This is a genomic window from Bradyrhizobium sp. Leo78 (assembly GCF_059512425.1).
On sequence record NZ_JCAMOT010000045.1, the window covers coordinates 18815 to 42551 of the forward strand.

Annotated in this window: 17 protein-coding genes and 5 pseudogenes; 12 read left to right on the plus strand and 10 right to left on the minus strand. The window is 59.4% G+C overall.

The features are described 5' to 3' along the window. Positions 1–8: 8 nt before the first annotated feature. The 5 genes and pseudogenes from AC5ZG1_RS36250 to AC5ZG1_RS36270 all read right to left on the minus strand — a co-directional run. Positions 9–1077 (minus strand): annotated as a pseudogene (locus AC5ZG1_RS36250) (Rossmann-fold NAD(P)-binding domain-containing protein); the annotation flags it as partial. 353 nt (positions 1078–1430) lie between these two features. Then, positions 1431–1827: pseudogene (locus tag AC5ZG1_RS36255) on the minus strand (IS110 family transposase); the annotation flags it as partial. A gap of 81 nt (positions 1828–1908) precedes the next feature. Continuing rightward, positions 1909–2273 (minus strand): annotated as a pseudogene (locus tag AC5ZG1_RS36260) (ATP-binding protein); the annotation flags it as partial. A 24-nt stretch (positions 2274–2297) separates the two neighbouring features. Continuing rightward, positions 2298–2783 carry a hypothetical protein gene (locus AC5ZG1_RS36265; RefSeq protein ID WP_496135751.1) on the minus strand — a complete coding sequence of 162 codons (486 nt, stop codon included), beginning with the start codon at positions 2781–2783 and terminating at the stop codon, positions 2298–2300. Then, the gene (locus AC5ZG1_RS36270) at positions 2780–4648 is read right to left on the minus strand and encodes a glycoside hydrolase family 15 protein (protein WP_496135752.1); all 1869 of its coding nucleotides are present in this window, start codon (positions 4646–4648) and stop codon (positions 2780–2782) included. The genes AC5ZG1_RS36265 and AC5ZG1_RS36270 overlap by 4 nt, the downstream gene beginning before the upstream one ends. A 420-nt stretch (positions 4649–5068) precedes the next feature. Between AC5ZG1_RS36270 and AC5ZG1_RS36275 the strand changes: the two genes are divergently transcribed. After that, a complete protein-coding gene (locus tag AC5ZG1_RS36275) occupies positions 5069–5335 on the plus strand; it encodes a hypothetical protein (protein ID WP_496135753.1) in 267 nt (88 codons plus the stop codon). 232 nt (positions 5336–5567) lie between these two features. Here AC5ZG1_RS36275 and AC5ZG1_RS36280 read toward each other — a convergent pair whose 3' ends face one another. Beyond that, positions 5568–5795, minus strand: a complete 228-nt coding sequence (locus AC5ZG1_RS36280) for a hypothetical protein (RefSeq protein WP_496135754.1) — start codon at positions 5793–5795, stop codon at positions 5568–5570. Positions 5796–5866: 71 nt separating this feature from the next. After that, complete coding sequence (locus tag AC5ZG1_RS36285; RefSeq protein WP_496135782.1) at positions 5867–6151, minus strand: TetR/AcrR family transcriptional regulator; 285 nt, start codon at positions 6149–6151, stop codon at positions 5867–5869. Positions 6152–6799: 648 nt separating this feature from the next. Here AC5ZG1_RS36285 and AC5ZG1_RS36290 point away from each other — a divergent pair. From AC5ZG1_RS36290 to AC5ZG1_RS36300, 3 genes are all read left to right on the plus strand, one after another. Then, positions 6800–10000: an efflux RND transporter permease subunit gene (locus AC5ZG1_RS36290; protein WP_496135783.1), complete on the plus strand. Its 3201-nt coding sequence runs from the start codon at positions 6800–6802 to the stop codon at positions 9998–10000. A gap of 33 nt (positions 10001–10033) precedes the next feature. After that, positions 10034–11269: an efflux RND transporter periplasmic adaptor subunit gene (locus tag AC5ZG1_RS36295; protein WP_496135755.1), complete on the plus strand. Its 1236-nt coding sequence runs from the start codon at positions 10034–10036 to the stop codon at positions 11267–11269. Positions 11270–11562: 293 nt separating this feature from the next. After that, positions 11563–12138: a superoxide dismutase gene (locus AC5ZG1_RS36300; protein ID WP_028168339.1), complete on the plus strand. Its 576-nt coding sequence runs from the start codon at positions 11563–11565 to the stop codon at positions 12136–12138. 530 nt (positions 12139–12668) lie between these two features. Here the strand turns inward: AC5ZG1_RS36300 and AC5ZG1_RS36305 are convergent. The 3 genes and pseudogenes from AC5ZG1_RS36305 to AC5ZG1_RS36315 all read right to left on the minus strand — a co-directional run bounded on the left by AC5ZG1_RS36305 (position 12669) and on the right by AC5ZG1_RS36315 (position 14603). Next, the gene (locus AC5ZG1_RS36305; protein WP_496135756.1) at positions 12669–13049 is read right to left on the minus strand and encodes a nuclear transport factor 2 family protein; all 381 of its coding nucleotides are present in this window, start codon (positions 13047–13049) and stop codon (positions 12669–12671) included. Between the two features lie 509 nt (positions 13050–13558). Then, positions 13559–13684, minus strand: a pseudogene (locus AC5ZG1_RS36310) (IS110 family transposase); the annotation flags it as partial. A gap of 187 nt (positions 13685–13871) precedes the next feature. Next, a complete protein-coding gene (locus AC5ZG1_RS36315) occupies positions 13872–14603 on the minus strand; it encodes a haloacid dehalogenase type II (RefSeq protein WP_496135757.1) in 732 nt (243 codons plus the stop codon). A 753-nt stretch (positions 14604–15356) separates the two neighbouring features. Here AC5ZG1_RS36315 and AC5ZG1_RS36320 point away from each other — a divergent pair. From AC5ZG1_RS36320 to AC5ZG1_RS36355, 8 genes and pseudogenes are all read left to right on the plus strand, one after another. Next, a pseudogene (locus AC5ZG1_RS36320) lies at positions 15357–15530 on the plus strand (alpha/beta hydrolase); the annotation flags it as partial. A gap of 164 nt (positions 15531–15694) precedes the next feature. Further along, positions 15695–15877, plus strand: a complete 183-nt coding sequence (locus AC5ZG1_RS36325; protein ID WP_496135758.1) for a LuxR C-terminal-related transcriptional regulator — start codon at positions 15695–15697, stop codon at positions 15875–15877. Positions 15878–16164: 287 nt separating this feature from the next. After that, positions 16165–17973: a haloacid dehalogenase type II gene (locus AC5ZG1_RS36330; protein ID WP_496135759.1), complete on the plus strand. Its 1809-nt coding sequence runs from the start codon at positions 16165–16167 to the stop codon at positions 17971–17973. Between the two features lie 84 nt (positions 17974–18057). Next, positions 18058–18810 (plus strand): gluconate 2-dehydrogenase subunit 3 family protein, encoded by a 753-nt coding sequence (locus AC5ZG1_RS36335; protein WP_496135760.1) that lies wholly within the window; start codon positions 18058–18060, stop codon positions 18808–18810. 3 nt (positions 18811–18813) lie between these two features. Beyond that, the gene (locus tag AC5ZG1_RS36340) at positions 18814–20592 is read left to right on the plus strand and encodes a GMC family oxidoreductase (RefSeq protein WP_496135761.1); all 1779 of its coding nucleotides are present in this window, start codon (positions 18814–18816) and stop codon (positions 20590–20592) included. Next, positions 20585–21829, plus strand: a complete 1245-nt coding sequence (locus tag AC5ZG1_RS36345) for a c-type cytochrome (protein ID WP_496135762.1) — start codon at positions 20585–20587, stop codon at positions 21827–21829. The genes AC5ZG1_RS36340 and AC5ZG1_RS36345 overlap by 8 nt, the downstream gene beginning before the upstream one ends. A 252-nt stretch (positions 21830–22081) precedes the next feature. Beyond that, positions 22082–22402, plus strand: a complete 321-nt coding sequence (locus tag AC5ZG1_RS36350) for a hypothetical protein (RefSeq protein ID WP_496135763.1) — start codon at positions 22082–22084, stop codon at positions 22400–22402. Positions 22403–22468: 66 nt separating this feature from the next. After that, positions 22469–23428, plus strand: coding sequence for a DUF2971 domain-containing protein (locus AC5ZG1_RS36355; protein WP_496135764.1), 960 nt, complete (start codon positions 22469–22471; stop codon positions 23426–23428). The last annotated feature ends 309 nt before the right edge of the window (positions 23429–23737 follow it).

The window sequence follows — 23737 nt, forward strand, 5'->3', positions numbered from 1 at the left end:
TTTGCGGCCGCGGACCTTGATTTCCGATTAGTCTTCAGCCGTCGATCGACCAGGGCTACGATTTCATCCTCGAGAATTGGATGACTCATGCCCTTCTGCCTCGCGACAAGCTGAACCAGTTTGTCCGTCCGTTCGATGTTAGGAACGCTATCATTCAACACACGAGCGGCTGATGCGGGACGCGATAGGCTGTCGGCGGTTGCCGCGTACTTGTCGAAGCTAACCAACTCCTCACGCGAGGCGCCAATACGCACGCACACGTCGAGCACAAACTCGTAGATGGATCGCGAGGCTTCAAGGTCCGAATGGACAGCATCTCGCGCGGATCCGACCCGTCTTCCGTAATGCAGCGACAGTTGCCGGCCATCAGCATCGCCCACTTTGCCAGTGGAACGAACTTGAAATCGTAGAACCGCAGCTTCACCGGCACTCAATCCTGCCTTCTGGCGCATCGAACCGCGCATCATCGATGTCCTGCTCCAGCTGTCGGCGGATCTCGTTTCCCTTCCCAACGTCGAAACGTGCAACCTTGAAATTGGTCGGAAGCGTGACTTGAAGTACGTTCACCTTCTCTCTAGGTGGCCTTATGGCCTGGGAGTCCGGACTGCAGAGCGTCATGAGCGCCGGATCGAACTCATCCCACGCAGCGGGCGCTGTTCACGCCGGTTTGAGCAGTTCAGAATTCACTGCCGGAATGCGCATCACATAGGGAAGTGGAGGCATATTCATGATCGACATGCAAGGCACACGAGACGTCGCGATCGCTGTCAGAGGTTCTCTAATGCCCGGCGAACCGTATTGTGGCTCCTGCATCGCCAAGCCGATGAGGTCGAATTCTCGCGGATCGACCTCCGCGGCTCCCGTCGCGGACACTCGGCCAGGCAACCGCCGCGAATCGAGTTCGACCGGTTCGCTTCGGCTGCGAACCGGAATCCTTACGCGCAACCCTTCGGAATTGATGAGGTCCGCCTCCGCCGGCAGGCAAACCAGTTTAATTGAATGACCCCCGAAGAGGATCTTCGACGCGAGGAGCGAACCGTACGATGCACCCAGGATGAGTATGTTGTACTTGGACATGGAGAGCAACCTTCTTGCCTGTGATATCCTGATCTCTTGCTCGTGGTTGCTACACCGGGACGGACGAAAGCACCTCGGCAAGTGCCGAGAGCCCATGGACTCGATAATCGGGCACTACTCCGAGCTCGTCCATCTGCATACCCAGAGCCTGGAACAACGTCAGGGGCGGCACCAGATCGGGCAAACTGACAAGCGTCCGCCATCGCTTATCGCGTTGATGTCGCAGCTGGGGTCATGGTCCTTTCTGAGGTCGCGGCGCCTCATGTTGATGTCCGGATCCGATGCCTCAACGTTTGCAGCGGAGTGGGGACAAGCCGCCGCCAGCCGATTGAACGAGGTCGTCGCGATCACACGACCAGACGAGATCGCGCCGCAAGAACGGCCCCGGTCCTTTGGATCTCTTCGCTCTTGACCTTCACTTCTCGGTGCCAGCCAACCCTGACCAGCTCGGCCAGTCCTCGGGCGTCATTCTGATCGCTCTTATTCAAGCGGGTCGAGAGTACGGCATGTGCGTGGCGAGCATCGACACAGACGACAGGAAGGTTAAGGCGTCGGAGCTCGTGCCAAGCCAGCTCGTCGTCGCGCCAGTTTCAAAACCGATACGCTCGGCATTTGGCGCACGCTTGCGAAGTAGCTCGGTCAATGCTCCAGGTTCGGCTTTGGCCTTGCCTCGAACGTTACCCGTCCACTTTCCTCGATTACGCAGACTGAAGTTTCCCTTTGTGAGACCAGCCCGACGTATTGCTTTATGGTAGCGCTCCGAATCGGTTGATTGCGAGAGCTCGACGATAGCGAGAGCTCCTTGGCGCACGAGCGCCGATCGCAATTACGTCATCGTTTGCAAATTTTGACCCCTTTGCGCCGCGGTTTGCTGGTAGCGCTCGTCTCGTCGGAGCTGGCCGGGATTGCGGAGGCGAGACGAGTGCGGGGTGGCGTGATCGTAGTCGCGGCTTTTGAATCGCCAGCTTCGTTCCGGTTTCGACGATGTCGCAGTAATGGGTCAGCCGGTCGAGCGGTGCAGTGGTCATCTTGGCGTCGCCGAACACGCTGCGCCACTCGCCGAAGGCAAGTTGGTGCTGACGATGACGGAGGCGCGCTCGTAGAGCCTGCTGACGAGATGGAACAGAAGCTGGCCGCCGGACTGGGCAAAGGGCAATATCCGAGTTCGTCAGGACGATGAAGTCCATCCGGGTCAATGCTCGGCGGGACGGCTTGCAACCTTACATGCCGAGGCCAACGCCCAGGATGACGCCATAGGCGATATGGCCGATAAGCGTGCTGAGCGGCGTCTGGCGACCATAGTTCAAGCCCAGGAAGCCGGGAGGCTCGATGGCGCGGTCCGATCGCGGTGCGTCATAATCCGAGCTGAGCCTGGGATGGATCAAAGGCAGGTGCATGAGCGCAGCGAGCAGAAACATGGCGTGTCCCGCCCCCACGATCGCGCCAAGCCACCAACTCCGCACGCCGACGGAGACAAATACCGCGTCATAGACGAACGCGAAGCCCCAGCCCCCCGCACCATACAGCAGATAGCCGATTACATAGGCCATGCGCAGGCGCGACGTCACCGCGGTGCCGAACAGGAATGGCAGGCTGAGCCGCGATAGGCCGAGCCCCTGCGCGCCCAGCATCATCGTCGTCATCACGATCGTGGCCACAAAACCCCAGAGGACCACGTGGGCCGAATACATCATCATTGAGATCATTGAGCCGCGCCTCCGCCGTCGCGTGCGACCGCCAGCGCGGCTGCGATGTAGCCCGCATGGGTGAAGGCCTGCGGGAAGTTGCCAAGCGCCTCCCGAGCCACGGGATTGTACTCCTCGGCAAACAGCCCCAAGTCGTTCGTTGTCCGCCCCAAGCGCTCGAGCGCCCAGACCGCGCGCGAGCGCTGGCCGAGTTGCGCCATCGTGATGATCGCCCAGGCGAGGCAGATGCCGAACGCTCCCTCGCGTGAGGAGAAGCCATCGAAGCCAAGCGGATACCGCCACAGCAGCCCATCGCGCCCGATCTCCCGCTCGACCCAGTCCAAGGTCGCTGCCACCCGGCCCGGCCTGCCCTCGTAGCCCACAAAGCCCATCAACAGGACCGCCGCGTCAGGCAGCGGCACGTCTGACTGCAGTTCGCCCGCGTAGGCGCCGACGCGGGCGTCGAAGCCTCGGTCCTCGATAGTCAAGACGAGAGCGTCCCGGTTCGCACGGAAGCGATCGAGGGGAATGCGAATGCGGCCTTGCTCCGCCAGGCGGACGAGCCGGTCGAGCGCGGTCCAGCACATCACCTTCGTGGCCGTGAAATGGCGAGCCGCCCCACGGACTTCCCAAAGCCCCTGATCGGGTTCGATCCAGCGATGGCAGATCACTTCCCCGAAATCACGTAGCAATCGCATCTCTCCGCCGCTCAGCGGGCCTCTTGCCTGGATGTATTCGTACGCCGCCAGGATAACCGAACCATAGGTGTCGAGCTGCAGCTGACTGGCTGCCGCATTGCCGACGCGCACGGGCGCAGAGCCTCGATAGCCTGTCAGGTGGAGGAGCTCGTCTTCGCGCGCACTGCTGCGGCCATGCAGGTCATAGAGGATGCGCAGCTCGGGACGAGTCAGCCGAGTCGCGTGCAGCAGCCAGCCCAGGAAGGCGTTCGCTTCCTCCTTGAGTCCGAGGCCCAGGAAGGCATGGATGGTGATCGACGCATCGCGCAGCCAACAGAAGCGGTAGTCCCAATTGCGGTCTGCCCCGAGCGCCTCGGGCAGCGAAGTGGTCGGAGCGGCTATCACAGCCCCGGATAGCGAATAGGTCATCAGCTTGAGCGTAATCGCACTCCTGACCACTTGCTCGCGGTGAGGTCCGTCGTAGACGCACCTCGTCGACCAAGCCTTCCACCACCGGTCAGTCGCCTCCAGTTTTTTCCAGGCGGACGGTCCAACAGCAGGCCGGATCGCCACCTCGTGCTCGGCGAAGGCGAGGCCGATAATGCGCCGCTCGCCCGCGCGCACGACGCCCCGCGTGAGCATGCGCGAGCCGCCTGCCTCCAGTGCGGCGTCGAAGTCTGTCGATACGGTAAGCAGCGTACCGTGATCCCGGATGACCCAGCCGAACCCCGGGCGCACCTCAAATCCGGCGGCCTTGCGGCCATAGTCGCGGCGCGGTTCGATGGAGCCGATCATTTCGACCTCTCCCTCCAGCCCCTCGACCAACCGCAGCAGCTCCCGCTGGGGCAGGATATCCGCTTGCCATCGGCGATTGCCGTCCCCGATCGGAAAGAAGTCGAGGACGCGCACGCGCCCGCCTCTAGTGGTAAACTCAGTTTCCAGAATAGCGCCGCCTGGCCAATAGCGTCGCCTGCTTGTGCTCGGCTCGGTCGGGCGCAGAGCGAATGCGCCGCCACGCGTGCGGTCGAGCAGCGCAGCGAAGCTCGAGGGTGACGAAAAATTCGGCAAGCAGAGCCACTCGATCGCTCCGGACGCGGCTACAAGTGCGCAGGTCCGACAGTCGCCGATCAGCGCATAATCGTTGATCTTCGGGAAATCGCCCGCGTCGTCCGGCGACCATGCCGACCAGGTCCACTGTGCAGGCCGCATGGGGGCAGCGTGTGAAGTTGAATGTTCCCGCATGACAGATTTCCGGCAAGAGCGATGATGGATAGTTCGGCGTAGCGGCCGGAATTGTTACGCGGACTTCGCCCAAATCGGACGCGACGTCCCGAACACCTTTGCCGCGATCGGCGCCCATGGCACCGACGCACTGAAGGCCATCTCCCTTGTGAATCGGCGTGCAAAAAGGCGGTAACTCAAATTTGATGCAGTTTCAGATTCGCGTGGTGCTTTTTCGGAGACAATCAGCCCATGCAACAGTTACTTAGTCGCTCCAACCTGGTGCCGACCGGGTTTGTCGTCGAAAGTGCTCTCTGCGACGGGACAAGACCATCATCGAGAAGCTTCGGTCTGTGTCCAGCATGCGAAACGGTTTCCCGACGCGTGCACAGTCATTATCGCGGGCCCGTGACCGATCTGCCGCTGTCAGGGCGCATTGATCAGCTCGTGGTGATCGCCGGCCGATCGTCTGCGCCTATTACAGTGTCGGACTTGAAGCCATCCGCTGCGCTGTGGCTGAAGGGGGTGCAGCAAACGTCGCCGATATCGGGCGAGCACTTCGCGCCGGCACCGATTGCGGCTCCTGCATTCCGGTATTTGCAGAAAATTATCAAGCGGACCGCGTCCGCGGTCGGCTCGCGTAGCGCCAGCGAGAACGCGACGGGATTAGGTTGAACCGCCATCGCGCTCTAGATTCTTGTTTTAGCATGATCTTTTCCGAAAACCGCTTCGCACTTTTCCGGATCATGCTGCGTGGGGAAGCAGTCGCCCGCTGTTGTCAAGTCAGCATTCGAACTGCGCTCGCATTTTCACGGTACCGACAGGTGGTGGTATCGATCTGGTAGCCATCGCTGCCACCGGGCCGGTTGCCAGCATCTTGACGTTGGCTTGATCGTCGGCGAACTATTCAAGAGGAGTGCCGGCGTTCAGTTGCGGCAGAACGTTCGGCGCGGCTCCATTGTCCGAGCGACAGCGCGATGCTCATTGCGGCTTCGCGTATTTCGTCGGCGAGCACGCGATCCTCGATCGAGCGAGCCAACACCATACCTCCAACGCAAGTGTTGCAATCGCGCGAGCGCGGGATCGTGCCATCTGTCCAATTACGCTGCATTGCCTGCTCAAAAATGTCGATCATGACCCTGAGGACGGTTTCAAATGCTTGCCGAACACGGTGCTCCTCGCGCAAAAAGTCGGTCGGAAAAGCGATTAGGGGGCAGGTTCCGTCGATATCCTCGAAATGCTCGCGCGAAAGATAGTCGCGGACGAACTGAGCCGCCGGTCAAAAGCACGCGAATCGGTGCTGACCCCGTCGCTGCTTAAAAGCTGCTTTTCATCTAAAAGTTGCGTGACCACTTCGGCATAAAGATCGCCTTTGCTCTCAAAGTAGCTATAGAAACTCCCCCGGGTAAGCCCGGCATCAGCCATAACGTCGTCGATTGACACAGTATCGAACCCGCGGCGGTTGAAGAGTCGCCGTGCGCTCCGAGCAATTTTTTATTTGGTTAGTCGGCGGTGTTCGCCAGGATACGACATCGAACCTCTCTTGCGACAAGCTAGTGTTTAGTGATTAGTGAGTCGCCTTTTCGGGGATGAGAGATTAGAAGAACCGCTTAGCCGCATCACCGCTTCTCGGTCTTTTTTCGTTTCGACCTGGGCACAACTCCTTTCTGACTTTAAATTTAATGAGGCGCGGGCCACGCAGAGTTGAACGACGGGACCCGCCAAGGTCAGTGGCGATTTTTGCAAAACGATTGTCGCCGGCCCCGCGCGGAGCAGTTCCGTTGAAAGGTTGCGCGCGTCATTGTGAACGTTACTGAATTGACAGGACTTTCACTCCTTAATGTACTGCGCGACATGGGGATGCGATCTCCTCACGAGGCGACATGCTCAAGAATCGCGTCCAATTTTCCAATGAGGGCGCGCGATGTCAGCCAAATCCATTCTGTCGCTGGATAGCTTCACTTCCATCCGGCTTCTCCGCCCAGGCCATGCGCAATACTCGACGTGTCGACGAGATTGCATATGGGTGGAAACATGCGCCGCGTTCCTCCGAAATGTCCCGCTCATCTTCATTCGCGCCGTCGAGCCGCGCTCGCATCCGGGCGCGGCAGGGCCGGCTAAGGCGTCGCGATGAACTTGGTGTCGTTTGCACTACGACGCCCGATCTCGCTTTTGACGGTGGTCATAGCCGTTGCATTGGCGGGTCTTCTTGCGGTCGATCGCATGTCTCGGGACATCTTTCCGGATCTCGGGGTGCCCGTCCTGTACGTGGCGCAGCCTTACGGCGGCTTGGACCCGGCGCAGATGGAAGGGTTCATCACCAACTATTACGAGTACCACTTCCTCTACATCACCGGCATCGAGCACGTCGAAAGCAAGTCGATCCAGGGCGTTGCGCTCATCAAGCTCCAATTCCATCCCGGCACCAACATGGCGCAGGCCACGGCAGAGACGGTCTCTTACGTCGACCGCGCCCGCGCCTTCATGCCCACTGGGACTGTGCCACCTTTCGTGGTGCGATTCGACGCTGGCAGCGTGCCGGTCGGCGACCTCGTCTTCTCCAGCAAGACCAAAACGGTCGCCGAGCTTCAGGATGCAGCTCTCTTCAAGGTCCGCCCATTGTTTGCGATCTTGCCGGGTGTCTCGGCGCCGCCGCCCTTTGGCTCGAGCCAGCGCACCATCCTCGTTCGCGTGGATCCCGGGAAGCTACGTTCCTACAACATGTCGCCGGACGAGGTGGTGCGGGCGTTGGCCGCCGGCAACACGGTCAGCCCATCCGGCAACATCCGAATCGGGGATCGATGGCCAATGGTACCGGTCAACTCCGTCGTCGGCGACGCCAAGGGCCTGAACAACATTCCGATCCGCTCGCAGGGAACGCGGACGATCTTCATACGCGACGTCGGATCGGTCGAAGACGGCGCCGACATACAGACCGGCTACGCGCTGGTGGATGGACGCCGCACTGTCTACATTCCGGTGACCAAACGAGCGGACGCCTCGACACTCGCGGTCGTCAATGCCGTTAAAGCCAACCTGCCGCGCTTCCAGTCGGTACTGCCCGACGATGTCAAGGTCAGCTACCAGTTCGATCAGTCGCCCTATGTGACGCGCGCCATCCAGGGCCTGTTAATCGAAGGCGCTCTCGGCGCGGTGCTCACAGGCCTCATGGTGCTCCTGTTTCTGCGGGATTGGCGCAGTTCGCTCGTCGTGGTCTTGAACATTCCGCTCGCGATCCTCGCGTCGGTGACGGCGCTCTGGATATCGGGGCAGACGATCAATATCATGACTTTGGGCGGGTTGGCCTTGGCCGTCGGCATTCTGGTCGACGAGGCGACAGTCACCATCGAGAACATCCACACCAAACTTGCCGATGGCCGCAGTCTTGCCCGTGCCGCGAGCGAGGCGACCGCCGAGACGACCCTGCCTCGGTTCGTGGCCATGCTTTGCATTCTCGCGGTGTTCATTCCGGCTTTCTTCATGACCGGCGCCGCCCACAACCTGTTTGCACCGCTGGCCTTGGCGGTCGGCTTCTCGATAGTGGGGTCGTATTTGCTTTCCAGTACCTTTGTCCCGGTAGCATCGGTCTGGATGCTGCGCAATCCGAGCTCGCACCACAAGCTGCAAGAGACGTTTTTCGATCGGCTGCGGGCAAGGTACGATAGGTTCACACGCGCCGTTATGAAACGTCGACGCATCGTTGTGCTTTCCTATCTTGTCATCAGTGGCGCCATCATTGCCCTGGTTGGCAACTCTCTCGGCACCGAGATCTTTCCAATCGTGGATACCGGACAAGTCCAATTGCACCTACGGGCTCCGGCCGGAACGCGCATCGAGCGCACCGAACAGATCGCGTTGCAGACACTCGATGCGATCAAGCGTGAGGTCGGCCCGGATAACGTCGAAATCAGCCTCGGCTTCGTCGGAACTCAGCCGCCCAATTACCCCATCAATACCATCTACCTTTGGAGTTCCGGCCCCGAGGAAGCGGTACTGCAGGTGCAGCTCAAGCCCGGCGCCGGGATCGGGATCGAGGATTTGAAGGAGCGGCTGCGTCACAAATTGCCTCAAGAGTTGCCGAGTGTACGCTTTTCATTCGAACCGAGCGATATCGTCAGCCGGGTGATGAGCTTCGGTGCGCCGACTCCAATCGAGGTGGCGGCGAGCGGGCCGAACCTCGCCGATAGCCGTCAATACGCCGATAAGCTGAAAGCAAAATTGGCACATGTGCCGGCGCTGCGAGACCTGGGATTCGAGCAGGAGCTAGATTATCCGACTGTAAAGGTCGCTGTGGACCGCGAGCGAGCCGGCGTTCTGGGGGTGACGACTGGTGACGTGGCGAATTCGCTCGTCGCCGGCACGTCATCCAGTCGTTATACCGCTCCAAATTATTGGGCCGATCCCAAGACAGGCATCGGTTATCAGGTGCAGGTCGAGATCCCAGAGCGGCAGATTACCTCGCTCGAGGACGTGAAGAACCTCCCGATCGTTCGTCGGTCGGACCAACAGATTGACTTGCGCAATGTGGCCGCCGTCGCCGACGGCACAGCACTCGGCGAATACGATCGCTACAACATGCAGCGCATGCTGACACTGAGCGCGAATGTCTCCGGCGAGGATCTGGGACGCGCGGCTGCCCAAGTGCGGCAGGCGATCAACGATGCGGGAAAGCCGCCCGTTGGGGTGAACGTGACCGTGCGCGGGCAGGTCGAGCCGATGATGGAGATGTTCGGAGGCCTTCGTCTCGGGCTCTTGATGGCGGTGGGCGTCATCCTTCTGCTGCTGACTGGCAATTTCCAATCGTTCCGTCTTTCGCTTGCCGTGGGATTGACAATTCCTGCCGTCATCGCCGGGGTCGCAATCATGCTTTGGCTCACCCGGACCACACTCAACATTCAATCTTTCATGGGCGCGATCATGGCGATCGGTGTCGCCGTGGCAAATGCCATCCTGCTTGTGACTTTCGCTGAGAGGAGCCGGGTCGAGGGCCGCGAACCACGGGAGGCAGCAATAGAAGGCGCACGGAGCCGTCTGCGTCCGATCCTGATGACCAGTTTCGCGATGCTCGCCGGGATGGTGCCGATGGCGCTGAGCCTGGGCGAAGGCGGAGAGCAAAGCGCGCCGCTTGGGCGGGCAGTGATCGGCGGTCTACTCGGCGCAACGTTCGCCACGCTCGTCATCCTGCCGGCGATCCTGGCCACGCTGCAATCGCAACATGCTCGCATTTCTGCCTCGCTCGATCCTGATGACCCGCATAGCCGCTATTTTGAGCCGGAGCGGCACCAAGCGGCGGGACGTGGGGTCGGGCACGCTGAATATCCTGCTCAGGCGGCGCAATAAGCCGACACCAAAAGGATTTTAGAGGTAAGCAGAATGAAATTCGCGGGAACGGGCGTAAAGATCTTGGTGGTGGTGTTCGGCTTCGGTGCGGTGTGTGTATTGGCCGAGCGGCATCTCGCGGCACTGTCACCGCCAATGAATCTCACCAAGGCGGATAGCCATCCGCCTGTCGAGACTACGTATCCGCGCCGCGTCACCGTGGCCCAACGCCTCCAAACCAACGCCACCCTCGCAGCCTTTGAAGAAGCGGAACTCTTCGCCAAGGTCTCCGGATACTTATCCGATGTTCGCGTCGATATCGGCGATCACGTGAAGGCGGGTCAAGTGCTTGCGGTGATCGACGTCCCCGAAATGAAGCAGGAGCTTGCCGAAGCCGAAGCCCAGCTCGAATCCAACAAAAGTTCGCTGGAGAGCGCGCGCCGCCAAGTGGACCACGCCAATGCGAACCTGGCGCTTCAGACCGCCCTCGCAAAGGACCGGGAACAACTGGGTGAGGGACGAAATTTCATCAGCGACCGGACACTCGATCAGGTGCACGCCAACGCGGACATCGCCAGGGCGGATCTCGGAGTTGCGGAAGGAAACCGCGACCATGCAGCCAACGAAATCGACGTTGCCACCGCGACCGTGGAAAAGATCAAGGCGCTACTCGCCTATACGCAGATCGTGGCGCCTTTCGATGGCGTGGTGTCACGGCGCTTTGTGAACCGGGGCGATTTGGTCCAGGCCGCCGCCACGGCCACGCGGGCGACGCCGTCCGCGGGGTCACTTTTCACAGTGCAGCGGATCGACACGATCCGCGTGTTTTGCGACATTCCGGAGGACGATGTACCTCACCTTCACGTCGGCGATCCGGCAATCGTCAAGCCGGCTGGCTTCGACGGTAAGCCGTTCATTGGCAGGGTAACCCGCTTCTCCCTGCGTCTTGATCCCGAGACCCGCAACATGCGTACCGAGATCGACCTGCCCAACCCCGGGGAGCGGCTCTATCCGGGCACATATGCAGAGGTCTCGCTGGAAATGAACCAGCGCCCTGACGCGCTTACCGTACCCGCCGCTGCCGTAGGATCGGATGGCGAAGGCAACTTCGTATACGCCATCAATGACAATCGGATCACACGCATTGACGTCAAGATTGGGATCACCGACGAGGGGCGCACCGAGGTGACGGCGGGCCTGTCGGAGGAGACACTGGTGGTGGCAAGCACCAAGGGCGTGCCGCCACTGAGATCGGCGGTTCGGCCGCAAATGGCCCGCGAAAATTCCTAGCCTAGGACTTACGATGCCGAGTCCATTTTGCCGGCGACTTCGAGAGGCGATTGAGAAGGAGACTCCGAGTTTGCAGCCAGAAAAGGTACCATGATTCTGCAACACGCGGACTCTACTATTCGGAACAGTTCAACACGTGGAGACTCTTGATGACCTTGAATACCGAACGTCGAAATTTCGTCGCGGGCATGGGGGCGGCCGCCGCATCGACCGCTGTGCTTGCAGGTACGCAAGCACTAGCTCAAGGCAACCAGCAGACTGGAGGCAAGGCGACGCCTTATCAAGCGAAGCCGATGCCATTCGATCCGAAATCTATCACCGGCATCTCGGAAAAGGTTCTCGTCAGCCATTACGAAAACAACTACGTAGGTGCAGTGAAGCGCCTCAACGCAATCGGCACGCAGCTGGCTGAACTTGACTTTGCCAAGGCGGCAAACTTCGTAATCAACGGGCTGAAGCGCGAGGAATTGATCGCCTCAAATTCCATGATCCTGCACGAGATCTATTTCGACGGGCTCGGTGGCGCCTCGAAGCCGAGCGGCGCGCTCGCAGACGCTATCGCGCGCGATTTTGGCAGCATCGAACGCTGGCGTGCCGAATTCGCTGCGGTGGGCAAGGCGGAAGGCGGCGGCTCGGGCTGGGTCATCCTTTCATATTCGCCCCGGGACAAACGCCTCGTGAACCAGTGGGCCGCTGACCATACGACAACGCTTGCCGGTGGTCGTCCGGTCTTGGTGCTCGATATGTACGAGCACGCCTACCACATGGACTACGGCGCGGCAGCTGCGCGTTATGTCGACATCTACATGGAGGCGATTCGCTGGGACAACGCCATAAAGCTTTACGAGCAATATAGCCGAGAGGCGTAGATCAGGAGGTGCCCGTGGAGGACTAAAAGCAACCGTTATACCCGAACTATGAACAGCGCACTGGCGAGAGGTGCACCGTCGCATTTTGCAGCAATGCGGAGCGCGTAAGTGCGGACTTTGCTCTCGCGCTCAAGCTGATGGAGACGCAGGCTGACTCGCTGATGGTGAATCCGGAACCCGATTCGCAGATGCAATGACCGCGCTCCATTGCTATCCTTCGCGATGCGGCCCAAGCCGCTTTCCTCCAAGACGCCACCGCGAGCTGGCGGATTGCGCCCAGGACGAGTTTGTTCTGGCTGCCATCGCTCAAAATCTGAGGCGCCTCGCGTCGTTCGTTGCGCGACCACCGCCCGCTCATGCCACGTGCATTGCGTAGCGTAGGAGTTGCGTTGAGAGCGTCGGGGTCGGCGGATCAAAGCCGGTCGGCCTTGCCGAATGGCTGAAAGACATCCGTCGGTACAGCCGACTTTCGCAACAAAATCGACCGCAAGCTGACGTCCCGAACAACATGGGGTGTGCAACGCAGGCGATCAGGTCAGAGCCTCAACAAGATGGGTACGCGAGGGCGACGGAGTGAATCGGTCTCCGAAATATTGAGTTTCGTGAGCTACACGCCCGTTGCGGAACTCCATGATACTGACGGAGTAAGACGGTATGCCGTCATAAGTCAGGACGAACTCGGTAACCCAGAGGTCGCCGCCCCCGAGGATTCGCCGCACTGCAAAGCGCTTTTTGTTTGGCTGCAGGAACCGGCTTTCCTGGATGTTGCGCCGGCCGCGGATGCGTTCGTCCGATTGCGGATAATCGAGCACCGCATCTTCGCAATAGATTTCATGCTCTGTCTCGAACTCGCCCGCGTCCGAAGCATCCCAATGACGACGCAGGGCAGACAGCTTCTCGCGATCATCCATTCTGGCCTCCATTTGGCGCTCCCATTTCACTGAGCGCGATAATGCGGGACAAAAGCATACCATTTCGGGCCCCGAGTTGTCTGAAGAGATACGGCCGCCTCGCTTCGGTCAGAAGCGACTTCCGCCAGAGCCTTGCAGGTCAGCTAAGGGGTCATTCGCGTCGGTTTGGCCGCGTACCGACGACTTCCGCTCTACGCCCATAAACAGACATCGTTCCCGGGCGTCGGCATGCCTAACTAAAATGGGCCATGTGTGGACGGCTCCGGGTTGGCAAGGGTTTTCTTTACGCCTGCGGCGGTAGTCGGAGCAGCCATGTGTTCGGCCTGTTAGCGCGGTTCACGTGACCGCTGGCCATAATGCCCTCCGCGGATCAGGTCCCGGTCAAAAGCACGCATTCGAAGATGCCATGGCCCAAGTGGGTTGTCCTGATGGCCGGATCGACCGGCGCTGCATTACGTGCTGTTCGCCCTCCCAACCGTTACGTCACACCGGATGTCCGGCGCGATAGGTTACGCCGCGAGCGCGACGGGTTCCTTGTAGCATTCGTTGCTGGCCATCATCGCCCACGCCATCCGAGCAATCTTGTTGGCGAGCGCGATCGCAGCCACCTTGGCGGGTCGGCGCGTCAGCAGTCCCGTAAGAAGGCCGATGCCCCGCGCCATGGATCTTGGCATAGCGGATCACGGCGACCGCGCCAGCCGTGAAAAGGGCGCCTTGCGTATGCTTGAAATGCCTCGTCCGCTGCTTTGTCTGCGCAAGCAGCATCAGCGGCCGCCCGCATCATACTCTTGCCCTTGCCTGAACGCGGCCACGTTTCCCCGTTTAGCCAGGTCCTCGTTTCCAGATGCCGGGCATGGCAGTCAAGCTGGTCGGCCGCGTGCCTTGTAGCGAGCAATAAGCTGATCTGCCATCGTTCAGGTCATTGCCGACAATCTGCGGCTGAGGGCCGACTCCCAGAACATCATTGCCGATGCACTTGACCAGTGCGGCCTCCCAACCGGCTGCCACTGCTCCGAACGTATCCCACGTATGGCAAGCGATGAGACAAAGCTGTGAAGGGTCGACCCCAAGCTCCTTCTCGACGTCGCCATACGTCTGCCGGGAGGGCTTAGAGAGCTTGACGCAATCTATACTGAAGCATCTTTCGAAATGGTCGGAAATCCCTCCTTGCGCGAGCTGATGGGTTTGAACCTCGACCAGGTTGTTCGTGAGGGTGAAGAGCCGAAAGCCCGCATCGCGCAGCTTCTGAAGCGCAGCCGGTACCGCCGGGTATGGCGGCATCGTCGAGAACTTCTCCTTGAGCTCTCGCTTATCCGCATCATCAATCTTGATACGTCGTGTATCGGCCAGCATCTTCATCACCGCTGAACCAATATCCGTGAACGGCACGTAGGATCCGGCCGCGCTCAGGGCCAGTGAGTACATAACAAGGTTGGCAAACCAGAGACGCATGGCTCCCTGGTCGCCAAAGATGCGCGCGAAAGTCGGCTCCATGGTTTCGAGATCGAGGAGCGTCTCATTGACGTCGAAGACGATCAATGGAAGAGCGGACATCGTAGAGGCTCCAATTCTGCCTCACCGGCACTCGAACCGTTCATGGTCCTCTCCTGGGGAAGATACCTTGGAGCAGCGCGCCAAAGGCGCGCGCCGGGTGATCCAAAGAAAAGCGACCGGCCGAATGTCGACCGGCCGCAGTGGCCGCGAAGGACGGGAGGACCATTGCGGTGGCTCAAGGTATTTCATGCAAGCCAAACGCGCTTTTGTTCAATTGCTGCGGCTAGAGCGCTCCTGCGATGATCTCGCGGTCGCCCTGAGGATCCACCACGCAACGGTCGGGCAGGCAGCTGGATTTTGGGACTCATAAGAATGTCCACATTCCGATCCCGTTCGTCATGCCTTCGTTGAAGTAATGTGGCGGTGTTCGCCTCGCTGCGCCGAAGACACTTCACGAGTCTACGCCGAACCGTGTCAATCGCGGGCAAGCGAATGGTGCAAGGTCCGGGTATGACGGACGCATCATCGGACGCTAGCAAGGCTCAATCCGGCGCAACGCCGGTGTCGAATTCCGCAAGGCCAGCGTTGCCGACGGAAAACATGGAAATGCGTTTCGAAAGGCAACAGGCTGGGCGGCGACGTGTCTATCGCAGAGAGTTCAAATGAGCCGATAGCAAGTCAGAGATGTCACCGCACGGAGCCGCTATCGGGCGAATGACGTCTTCGCGAGTTTGTAACCGAAGCAGAGCGACGCGCGAGAATTGCTGCGTGTGACCAGGCTCGATGTGCTGGCCGCTGCGCATGATGAGTGACTATCTGGCGCGTCCCGGCGCCGATGAAGTCCAGCTCGACCTCTTTGGCGACTACAAGAGCAACGTCGCCACGTATCCGGAATTCCAGGCCTACTTCCGCAAACACAAGCCGCCGTTCCTGGCGGTCTGGGGCAAGAACGATCCCTTTTTCCTTCCGCCGGGTGCGGAGGCGTTCAACCATTTACGTGCTGTGGTGGCGCCAGGTCGGCGCAAATTGGCGGAATTTGTGAGACTATGGGACGGCCCCGCTGCGTTCGTCGGAAGCGGCGGTTAGGGCCGAGAGGACGAGGATGAGTGATCTGGTTAGGCGTCGTGGCCATCCACCTATGATCGGCGTTGATGCGCCGTATCAGCGAGTTGCGGGACAAATACGCGCTTCTGACGGCTCGCGAGCGGCAAGTAATGGCGCTCGTCGCTTCAGGACTGATGAACAAGCAAGTCGCTCAGAAGCTCTCGATTAGCGAGGTCACCGTCAAGATGCATCGCGGCACCGTGATGAGCAAATTGGGAGCGAGTCCCTAGCGATGCTCGCTCGGATGGCCGCGGCGCTCGGCATCGAGAAGTGAGGCGACAAGCTGCCGCTGCCCAAGGCAGCGTAGTTCGGGGAAAGGCCCATACCTAGGTATGGGTCGAGGTATCACAACCGAGAGATTGTGGGCGCGCGCAGCCGAAAGCATGGTAGCGCTGAAGGCCTGGCGATTTCTTTCGGCGGAGAAAGGATCCAGATCCCTCGCTGAATTTGAAAACTCTTCCAGTCTTGAAGGGTAAGAGGCATGGCTACGTGCGCGTTCAATGCAAACGTAAGCAGGATGACGAAACCAGATGGGATCAATCAGCCTTTCGGCTTGCCATCGCCTCCAAAAGGAGCTGACGCGATTTCCAGCCCATCATTTGGCATTGTGGTTCGTCCGACTGTCGAGATAACTCCCGCCGAGCCTGCAAAACGGCTTGGTACCGGTTGCCATTGGTGGTTTTCCGAGAGTGTCCACGTTCCCATCGGTCACAAGATCGAATTTCGCTTCCGGGGTCCGCCTCATCTGCTCGTATTGTACAATGAAGGTTTGCGGCGCAGCGGCGAGACGTCCATAGATGGTCTGGAGACTTCAAAAATTCGAAGCCTGGTTCATAAACTCACTTTCGTGCCGGCGGGACGCAGCTATAGAGAATGGCATGAGACCGCAGCGTCCACCCGCATAACGTTCCTCTATTTTGATCCAGCTGCATTCCGCAAATCGGACGAGGATGTAGGCGGCTGCTTACCAAGAATCTGCTTCGAGGATTCCCGCGTCTGGGAGACGGCATCGAAATTGAAGAATGCGATTGAGAGTGGCCGGGCCAAATGCACTCCGTACCTGGAGGCACTCTCTGGCGTGCTTGCCCATGAGCTGTCTCGCGTGGACCAGGACTCGCTTCGCGAGCCGGCAGTAAGCCGTGGTGGCCTCGCAAGCTGGCAACAACGAGCTGTCATTGACTACATTGAAGCGCATTTGGCAGAACAGGTCTGTCTTGTGAAACTTGCCGAACTCGCGCGGCTAAGCCTGCATCACTTTTGCCGAGCGTTTAAACAATCGTTCGGAATTCCGGCGCATCAGTATCAGGTGCAGCGGCGCATGGACATCGCCAAGCTGCTGCTGGCCGATGGAAAGACGTCCGTTACGGAGATTGCGCTCACCTTGGGCTATGCGCAAACCAGCTCATTCAGCAAGCCGCTTGCGTGCCCGCAGTGCGCATGCAGCTGCACTCTTGGCCTTCAATTTGGCCTTCAAGTGGGAAGGAGTGATCAAATGAACGACGACGCCTTGGTTTCAGTGCCGCGCCGCAACCTCCTTACCGGAATCGGAGCCACCGCAATTGGCGGTGTGGCGTCAAGTGTTGTCGGGCGAGCTGCGCCTATTCAGGCTCGGGAAAACAAGAGCGGCGCGGTGGTGCCGTCCATTCTCGCGTTCGACGTCAACGAATCGATGCTCGACATCCGACATCTGGGGCCGCTATTTCATCGGTTATTCGGCGATGAGAAGTTCGTGAACGAGTGGTACGCACAGCTCGTCCTCTACTCGGAGGCTGTAACCCTGGCCAGCGGCCCCTATACGCCATTCTTCACGTTGTCACAGGCCGTGCTGAAATTGATGGGTTCGATCCACAATGTCTCGATTGGTCAGGGCGATATTGACGAGTTGGGAATGCTGTCCGCGACAATGCCTGCGCATCCCGACGTGCCGGCCGGACTGAAGCAATTGAAGGATGCCGGCTTCCGACTGGTGACGCTGACCAACTCGCCGTCCGATGCGCAAGTCAGGCAATTGAAGTCAGCTGGCATCGACGGCTGGTTTGACAAACTGTTGAGCGTCGATCGCGTGCGCCGATACAAACCCGCACCACAAGTATACCACATGGCCGCAGAGGAGTTGAATGTACCGACGGCCGCGATTTGCTTGATCTCGGTCCACCTGTGGGATGGCCTTGGGGCGCAAAACGCCGGCTGTCAGTCAGCGCTCGTCGCGAGGCCCGGCAATGCACCGCCGCCCACGCTGGACGTGCCAGGGTGGCCTGCCCCGGCAGCGGTCGGGCCGGATCTGCCGAGCGTGGCCACGCAATTGATCAAGCTCTGGCGTTCATAGCGCTGCGCCGAAATTTTCGCGTGCCAGGAAGCGGCGCGACGCAGCAAGAACAACAACTCGAGATCATAGAACAGGCGCCGCCCCATGAAGAAGGACAGCAACCGATTGGAGATTCGCCGGCGCGAGCTTTTGGCCGGAGCGGCATATCTTGCTCTTAGTGCGTCGCGCTCCAACGCAACCGTCATCTTCGACCATCTTCCGTGGACACCAAATGCAGGCAGTCCGCCGACTGCCGCCACAATCGGACCGTGGCTGTTCTTCACTGGCGAGGAAGCCCGAACAGTCGAAGCGCTGGCCGATCGTATCATCCCTGCCGACCCCGAAACCCCCGGCGGAAAGGATTCGGGCTGCCCCGTATTCCTCGATCGGCAGCTCGCCGGTCCCTACGGTCGTCAGGATGGTCTCTACGTTAAACCGCCCTTTCTGAAGGGAGACAAGAACCAGGGTCACCAATCCGAGAAAGGTCCTGCGCAGCAGTACCGCGAAGGTCTCGCGGCGCTCGACAAGGTTTGCAAAGCGCAATTCGGCGGCAAGGCCTTCTACGAACTTTTGGATGCCGAGAAGGATCGTGTACTCGGAGGCCTCGAACGCGGAGAGTGTAAGCTCGAAGGTGTCGACGGCAAAACTTTTTTCGAACAGGTGATCAAGGACGTTCAGATGGGGTTCTTCGCCGATCCCATCTATGGCGGCAACCGGGACATGGTTGCGTGGAAGATGATTGGGTATCCCGGCGCCCGCTACAATTATCTGGATTGGGTCAGCCGACATAACGAGAAGTTTCCATTGCCTCCGGTCAGCCTGACTGGGCGCGCCGAATGGACGACGCGGACGAGGTGACCCATGGTAAGACGGCTTCCCAGCAAAGACGTCGTCATCGTCGGACTCGGCTGGACCGGGTCGATCATGGCCAACGAGCTCACCGACGAAGGTCTCGAGGTGATGGCGATCGAACGCGGACCTTGGCGCGATGCTCCCACGGATTTTCCTCCCACATATATGCAGGACGAATTGCGCTATCGGGTTCGCCATGAGTTGTTTCTTCGCCCCGACCAACTGACCTTCACCTTCCGGAACCGGATGGACCAGACCGCCCTTCCGATCCGCAGCTGGGGCGCGTTTATGCCGCCGAACGGAGTGGGTGGCGGAGGCGTGCATTGGAATGCCGAGATGTGGCGCTTCCTGCCATCCGATTTCGTGCTCAAGACGCATTTGACGGAAAGATACGGCGCGTCCTTCCTTCCCGAGGATATGACCATCCAGGACTGGGGCATAACCTACGACGAACTCGAGCCGTTCTACGATCGGTTTGAATATCTCTGCGGGACCTCCGGTACTGCGGGCAACCTTCGTGGCCAGATCATGGAAGGCGGCAATCCGTTCGAGGGCCCGCGATCCCGCCCGTATCCGACATCCGCACAGGCTCAACCGTTCAGCCACACCCTGTTCGGAAAGGCGGCGCGCGAACTCGGCTACAAGCCTTTTCCGCAACCCTCGGGCAATCTCTCCCAGGCCTATACGAACCCCCTCGGACTGAAGATGGGCCCGTGCACCTATTGCGGCTTCTGCGAATGGTTCGGCTGCAGCAATTATTCGAAGGCAAGCCCGCAGACTACGATCCTTCCTTATCTCGTGCGAAAGGCGAACTTCAGCGCGCGCGATAACTCGGAAGTCATCAGGATCAACGTCGACAAGTCAGGCAAGAAGGCAACGGGAGTCACGTTCGTCGATTCAAGCGGTCAGGAGTGGGAGCAACCGGCCGAACTGGTGATCCTTTCGGCCTTTGCTCTATTCAACGTGCAGCTCCTGCTGCACTCACAGATCGGTCGTCCGTACGATCCCATAGCGAAGACTGGCACTGTGGGAAGAAACTACACGCACCAGACGGTTTCGACCGTGAACGGCTTCTTCGACCCGAAGAAATTCAACTTCAGCCCGTTCATTGGGTCGGGCGCGATCGGTATGTGTATCGACGAGTTCAATGGTGACAATTTCGATCATGGGCCACATGGGTTCGTCGGCGGTGCGTATCTGGGGCAAGTGCAGACCGGCGCACGCCCGATCGAAAGCACTCTTGTCCCACCAGGTACGCCGAAATGGGGCGCAGCCTGGAAGAGCGCCGTGAAGGAGAATTACTTGTCAACCGTCAAGCCGGGTGCGGGCGTGCACGGGAGCTTCTACGCCTATCAGGACATCTATCTCGACCTCGACCCGACCTACGCCGACAGATTTGGTCGTCCGCTGATGCGCATCACAATGGATTTCAAGGAAAACGAGATCAAGCAGAACAAGTTTCTGACTGACAAGTTTGCGGAAATCATCAAGGCTATGGGAGCAAACAAGCTCGCAGTGCTTTACCGCAAAGGGCCATACGACATCACCACCTATCAGACAACGCACTTGAACGGCGGCGCTGTGATGGGGAGCGATCCCACCTCCAGCGTGATCAATCGCTATCTTCAAAGCTGGGACGTATCGAACCTCTTCGTCCTCGGCGCCAGCGCATTTCCGCAGAACCCCGGCTACAACCCCACGCTCACCGTTGGAGCCCTCGCCTATTGGGCCGCAGCAGCAATCCGAAGCAAATATCTGAAGAGCCCGGGGAGACTTATCGATGCCTAGCCGATTGCGCTACTCTCTCGCCACGGCTGCACTTCTCTTGAGCACGGGCTCATCCTTCGCGGGCGACGCCGACCCGCAGGAGTTCACGCGGATCGAGCGCGGACGATACCTGACGATCCTTTCCGATTGTGGAAGCTGCCACACGGTGCCGGGCAGCAACCAACCTTTGGCCGGCGGCCGCCCGATCGAAACTGCCTTCGGCGACATCGTCGCGCCGAATATCACACCTGACGTTGAGACGGGCATAGGCAGCTGGACCGATGAGCAGTTCGACAGGGCAATCCGGGAGGGGATACGACGCGACGGTTCGGGTCTTTACCCGGCGATGCCCTACAACGCTTACACGAAGATGTCGCGCGACGATGTGCTCGCGATCCGTGCCTATCTGAATACGGTGACGCCGGTCCGCAATGCCGTCATCGCAAATACTCTGCCATTCCCGTTCAACATCCGCGCATCCATGCGCGTGTGGAACGCCCTTTACTTCACGGAGGGCGACTACCGGCCGGATCCAAAGAAATCCGTCGAATGGAATCGGGGAGCATTTTTGGTCGATGGTCCAGGTCATTGCGGCGCTTGTCATACGCCGAAAACCTTTCTCGGTGGCGACAAGACCGATCAATACCTCCAGGGCAGCTACCTTCAGGGGTGGTCGGCTCCCGACATAACAAAGGACACGCGCCTCGGCGTGGGTAACTGGTCGAGAGAAGAGTTGGTTTCCTATCTGAGGTCCGGCCACAATCGCATCACGGCGGCGACCGGTCCGATGGGCGAAGTGGTGACTCTGTCGACCGCGTATATGACGGATCCTGACCTCAATGCCATTGCGACCTATCTGAAATCGGTGCCTGGCAAGAGTGAGGGCGCCTCTCCTCTTCCCGCGAACGATCCGGCGATGGTCGCGGGCGCTGCGATCTATCGGGACCAATGCTCGGCATGTCATGGTCTCGACGGCAAAGGCGTCGTTGAACTCTTTCCGTCCGTAGCCGCCTCCTCGATGGTCAGATTGGACGACGCGACGACGTCGATTCGGATCGTTCTGAGAGGCGCCCGAAGCGTCGCGACCACAGCCCAGCCCACGGCGCCCGGAATGCCATCCTACGGTCGACAACTGGACGACAAAGAAATAGCGGCTGTCCTCACGTACATCCGGAACAGTTGGGGCGCTGCAGCGAGCCCAATAGGATCTGAGCAAGTCTCTAAGGTGCGCCGCGATACAGCGCTTCGGGCGGACTAACTGGCGTACGCGGTGGGCGGCGGCTAGCGCCTTCAGCCAGGCACTCCCCGAAGACAGCATCTGCTTCGCTTGAGCGCGTTACGGGAATTCGATTGTACGATCTCGTGGCGTTGTAGGCGGAGCCGATAAGCCGCGCCATCAAGGGCCTCGGCCCGCGCGACGTCAGGTCAGTTGCGATAGCGAACGCAAACGTCGGTAGATATAACCGTTGCAAAGCTCATCGCTCCAAAATTGGGTCGATCAAGAGAGCTCTTGGAATCTGCACGGCAGGAATGGGCGGTGGCCGAAACAAAGTACTGGCAGTTTAGATCGGCCCACAACGAGAGGTTGGCGCTCGAAGAATCGATAGTTCAATTGGCGAGTCGGCTAGAGACGAGCAAAATGATCTTGGATCTGATGATGGACCCCAATGGATCCGGAGCCATAACTCAAAAAGCGTTAGACGGAATCACGTTTCAAGATCTATTCGACCAGATTGATGCAAGAAGACGTGCCTACTGTACCAAGATCATCGATGACATCGGTCGCCTGCTGCCCAAGTTAGAAGAGGTACACCGGGAGGCTGACCTGTGATACTCGGCCGCCGTCGGGCGGCGCGCCGGAAACGGACATTTTCCAGTATAATTAGGCGCCTTGGCCATGAATGATGCCGATGAGGAAAGACTTCTCGACCTTTTCTATCCATACGCCCGCACCAAGATGATTGAGGCTGGCAATGACAGCGCACGCTTCGTGTACTACACGACGGCTAACACGGCCCTTCAGATCATCCGTGGACGCCAAGTCTGGATGCGCAACGCCACTTGCTTGAATGACTACATGGAAATTGAGCATGGCTTCAATTGTTTGAATGAAGCCTATAAGGCTCATCTTTCGCGATTTCGGAGCTTGGTTGACGGTATTTTCCCGAACGTCAGCGGCAGAATCGAATCGCGGTTTAACGAGTGGTTGCCCCATTTTCGATTGCACACGTACGTAGCTTGCTTTTCAGAGCATCTTCTTTCGGAAGATCGCATTGGCAGGCTGTCCATGTGGCGAGCTTATGGTGGGGAGAGCGGCATCGCAATCGTCATAAGGACTGGTCCCTTTCTTCGACCGACCGACGCCTTGGCTGCCTATTCGAGTCCGGTCGGGTATCTCAATGCCACAGGTCTAAACGCGGAATTCTCTGCGTTATTGGACAGGATTGAAGCCAACATCGAATTCATAACAGCGGCGGGCGAACCGACGCTTTTGACACATCTGTTCCACGTCTTTAGAAACGCGGTCGTTTGCACAAAACATCCTGGATTTGTGGAGGAGCGTGAGTGGCGCGTCATTCATTCGCCCACGTTCCGAGAGTCGAAGCGACTTATATCGAGCCTCGAAACCGTCCGTGGTACCCCGCAGCAGGTCTTCAAGATTCCGCTTGAGGATGTCCCTGAGGAGGGTTTGCACGGAATAGAAGTCCCACAGCTCATCGAGCGCGTTATCATTGGTCCATCGCGATTTCCTGTGACGGTGGCCGACGCAATGACCAAGGCTCTTGCGCAAGCTGGAGTGCAAGACGCCGCCGAACGGGTGACCATTTCCGACATTCCGCTGCGGTTAAATGCGTAGATCGCATGCTGCAAGTTGATCCGCCATTAGGTGCCGAACTGACCCCGGCACACCCGCGGTGGCCGGTCCCGGTACTGGAGCTGCGCGGTCACCATCCACCGAATAATCCTTGGCGCAGGCCGTCGTTCGGGTGCCCATCCTGTTCGTGAGTACGATGAGCGCTGGACAGTCGCTGTAGAATTGCGACTCCAGAGAGACCAGAGGTGCAGCAAAACCGGTTCATTCTGAGTTCCGGGCAAAGCTGATGCGATTCCAGCCAACACTGGATGTTGGCAACCGACAACAGGGCGTGGCTGCCCCCAGGGCGGA

Excerpts from the sequence above, each read along its gene's own strand:
- AC5ZG1_RS36340 (WP_496135761.1), top strand. The coding sequence starts at position 18,814 with ATGGTAAGACGGCTTCCCAGCAAAGACGTCGTCATCGTCGGACTCGGC.
- AC5ZG1_RS36295 (WP_496135755.1), top strand. The coding sequence starts at position 10,034 with ATGAAATTCGCGGGAACGGGCGTAAAGATCTTGGTGGTGGTGTTCGGC.
- AC5ZG1_RS36325 (WP_496135758.1), top strand. The coding sequence starts at position 15,695 with ATGCGCCGTATCAGCGAGTTGCGGGACAAATACGCGCTTCTGACGGCT.
- AC5ZG1_RS36355 (WP_496135764.1), top strand. The coding sequence starts at position 22,469 with ATGAATGATGCCGATGAGGAAAGACTTCTCGACCTTTTCTATCCATAC.
- AC5ZG1_RS36265 (WP_496135751.1), bottom strand. The coding sequence starts at position 2,783 with ATGATCTCAATGATGATGTATTCGGCCCACGTGGTCCTCTGGGGTTTT.
- AC5ZG1_RS36335 (WP_496135760.1), top strand. The coding sequence starts at position 18,058 with ATGAAGAAGGACAGCAACCGATTGGAGATTCGCCGGCGCGAGCTTTTG.
- AC5ZG1_RS36280 (WP_496135754.1), bottom strand. The coding sequence starts at position 5,795 with ATGATCGACATTTTTGAGCAGGCAATGCAGCGTAATTGGACAGATGGC.
- AC5ZG1_RS36305 (WP_496135756.1), bottom strand. The coding sequence starts at position 13,049 with ATGGATGATCGCGAGAAGCTGTCTGCCCTGCGTCGTCATTGGGATGCT.
- AC5ZG1_RS36300 (WP_028168339.1), top strand. The coding sequence starts at position 11,563 with ATGCCATTCGATCCGAAATCTATCACCGGCATCTCGGAAAAGGTTCTC.
- AC5ZG1_RS36345 (WP_496135762.1), top strand. The coding sequence starts at position 20,585 with ATGCCTAGCCGATTGCGCTACTCTCTCGCCACGGCTGCACTTCTCTTG.
- AC5ZG1_RS36270 (WP_496135752.1), bottom strand. The coding sequence starts at position 4,648 with ATGCGGCCTGCACAGTGGACCTGGTCGGCATGGTCGCCGGACGACGCG.
- AC5ZG1_RS36330 (WP_496135759.1), top strand. The coding sequence starts at position 16,165 with ATGACGAAACCAGATGGGATCAATCAGCCTTTCGGCTTGCCATCGCCT.
- AC5ZG1_RS36315 (WP_496135757.1), bottom strand. The coding sequence starts at position 14,603 with ATGTCCGCTCTTCCATTGATCGTCTTCGACGTCAATGAGACGCTCCTC.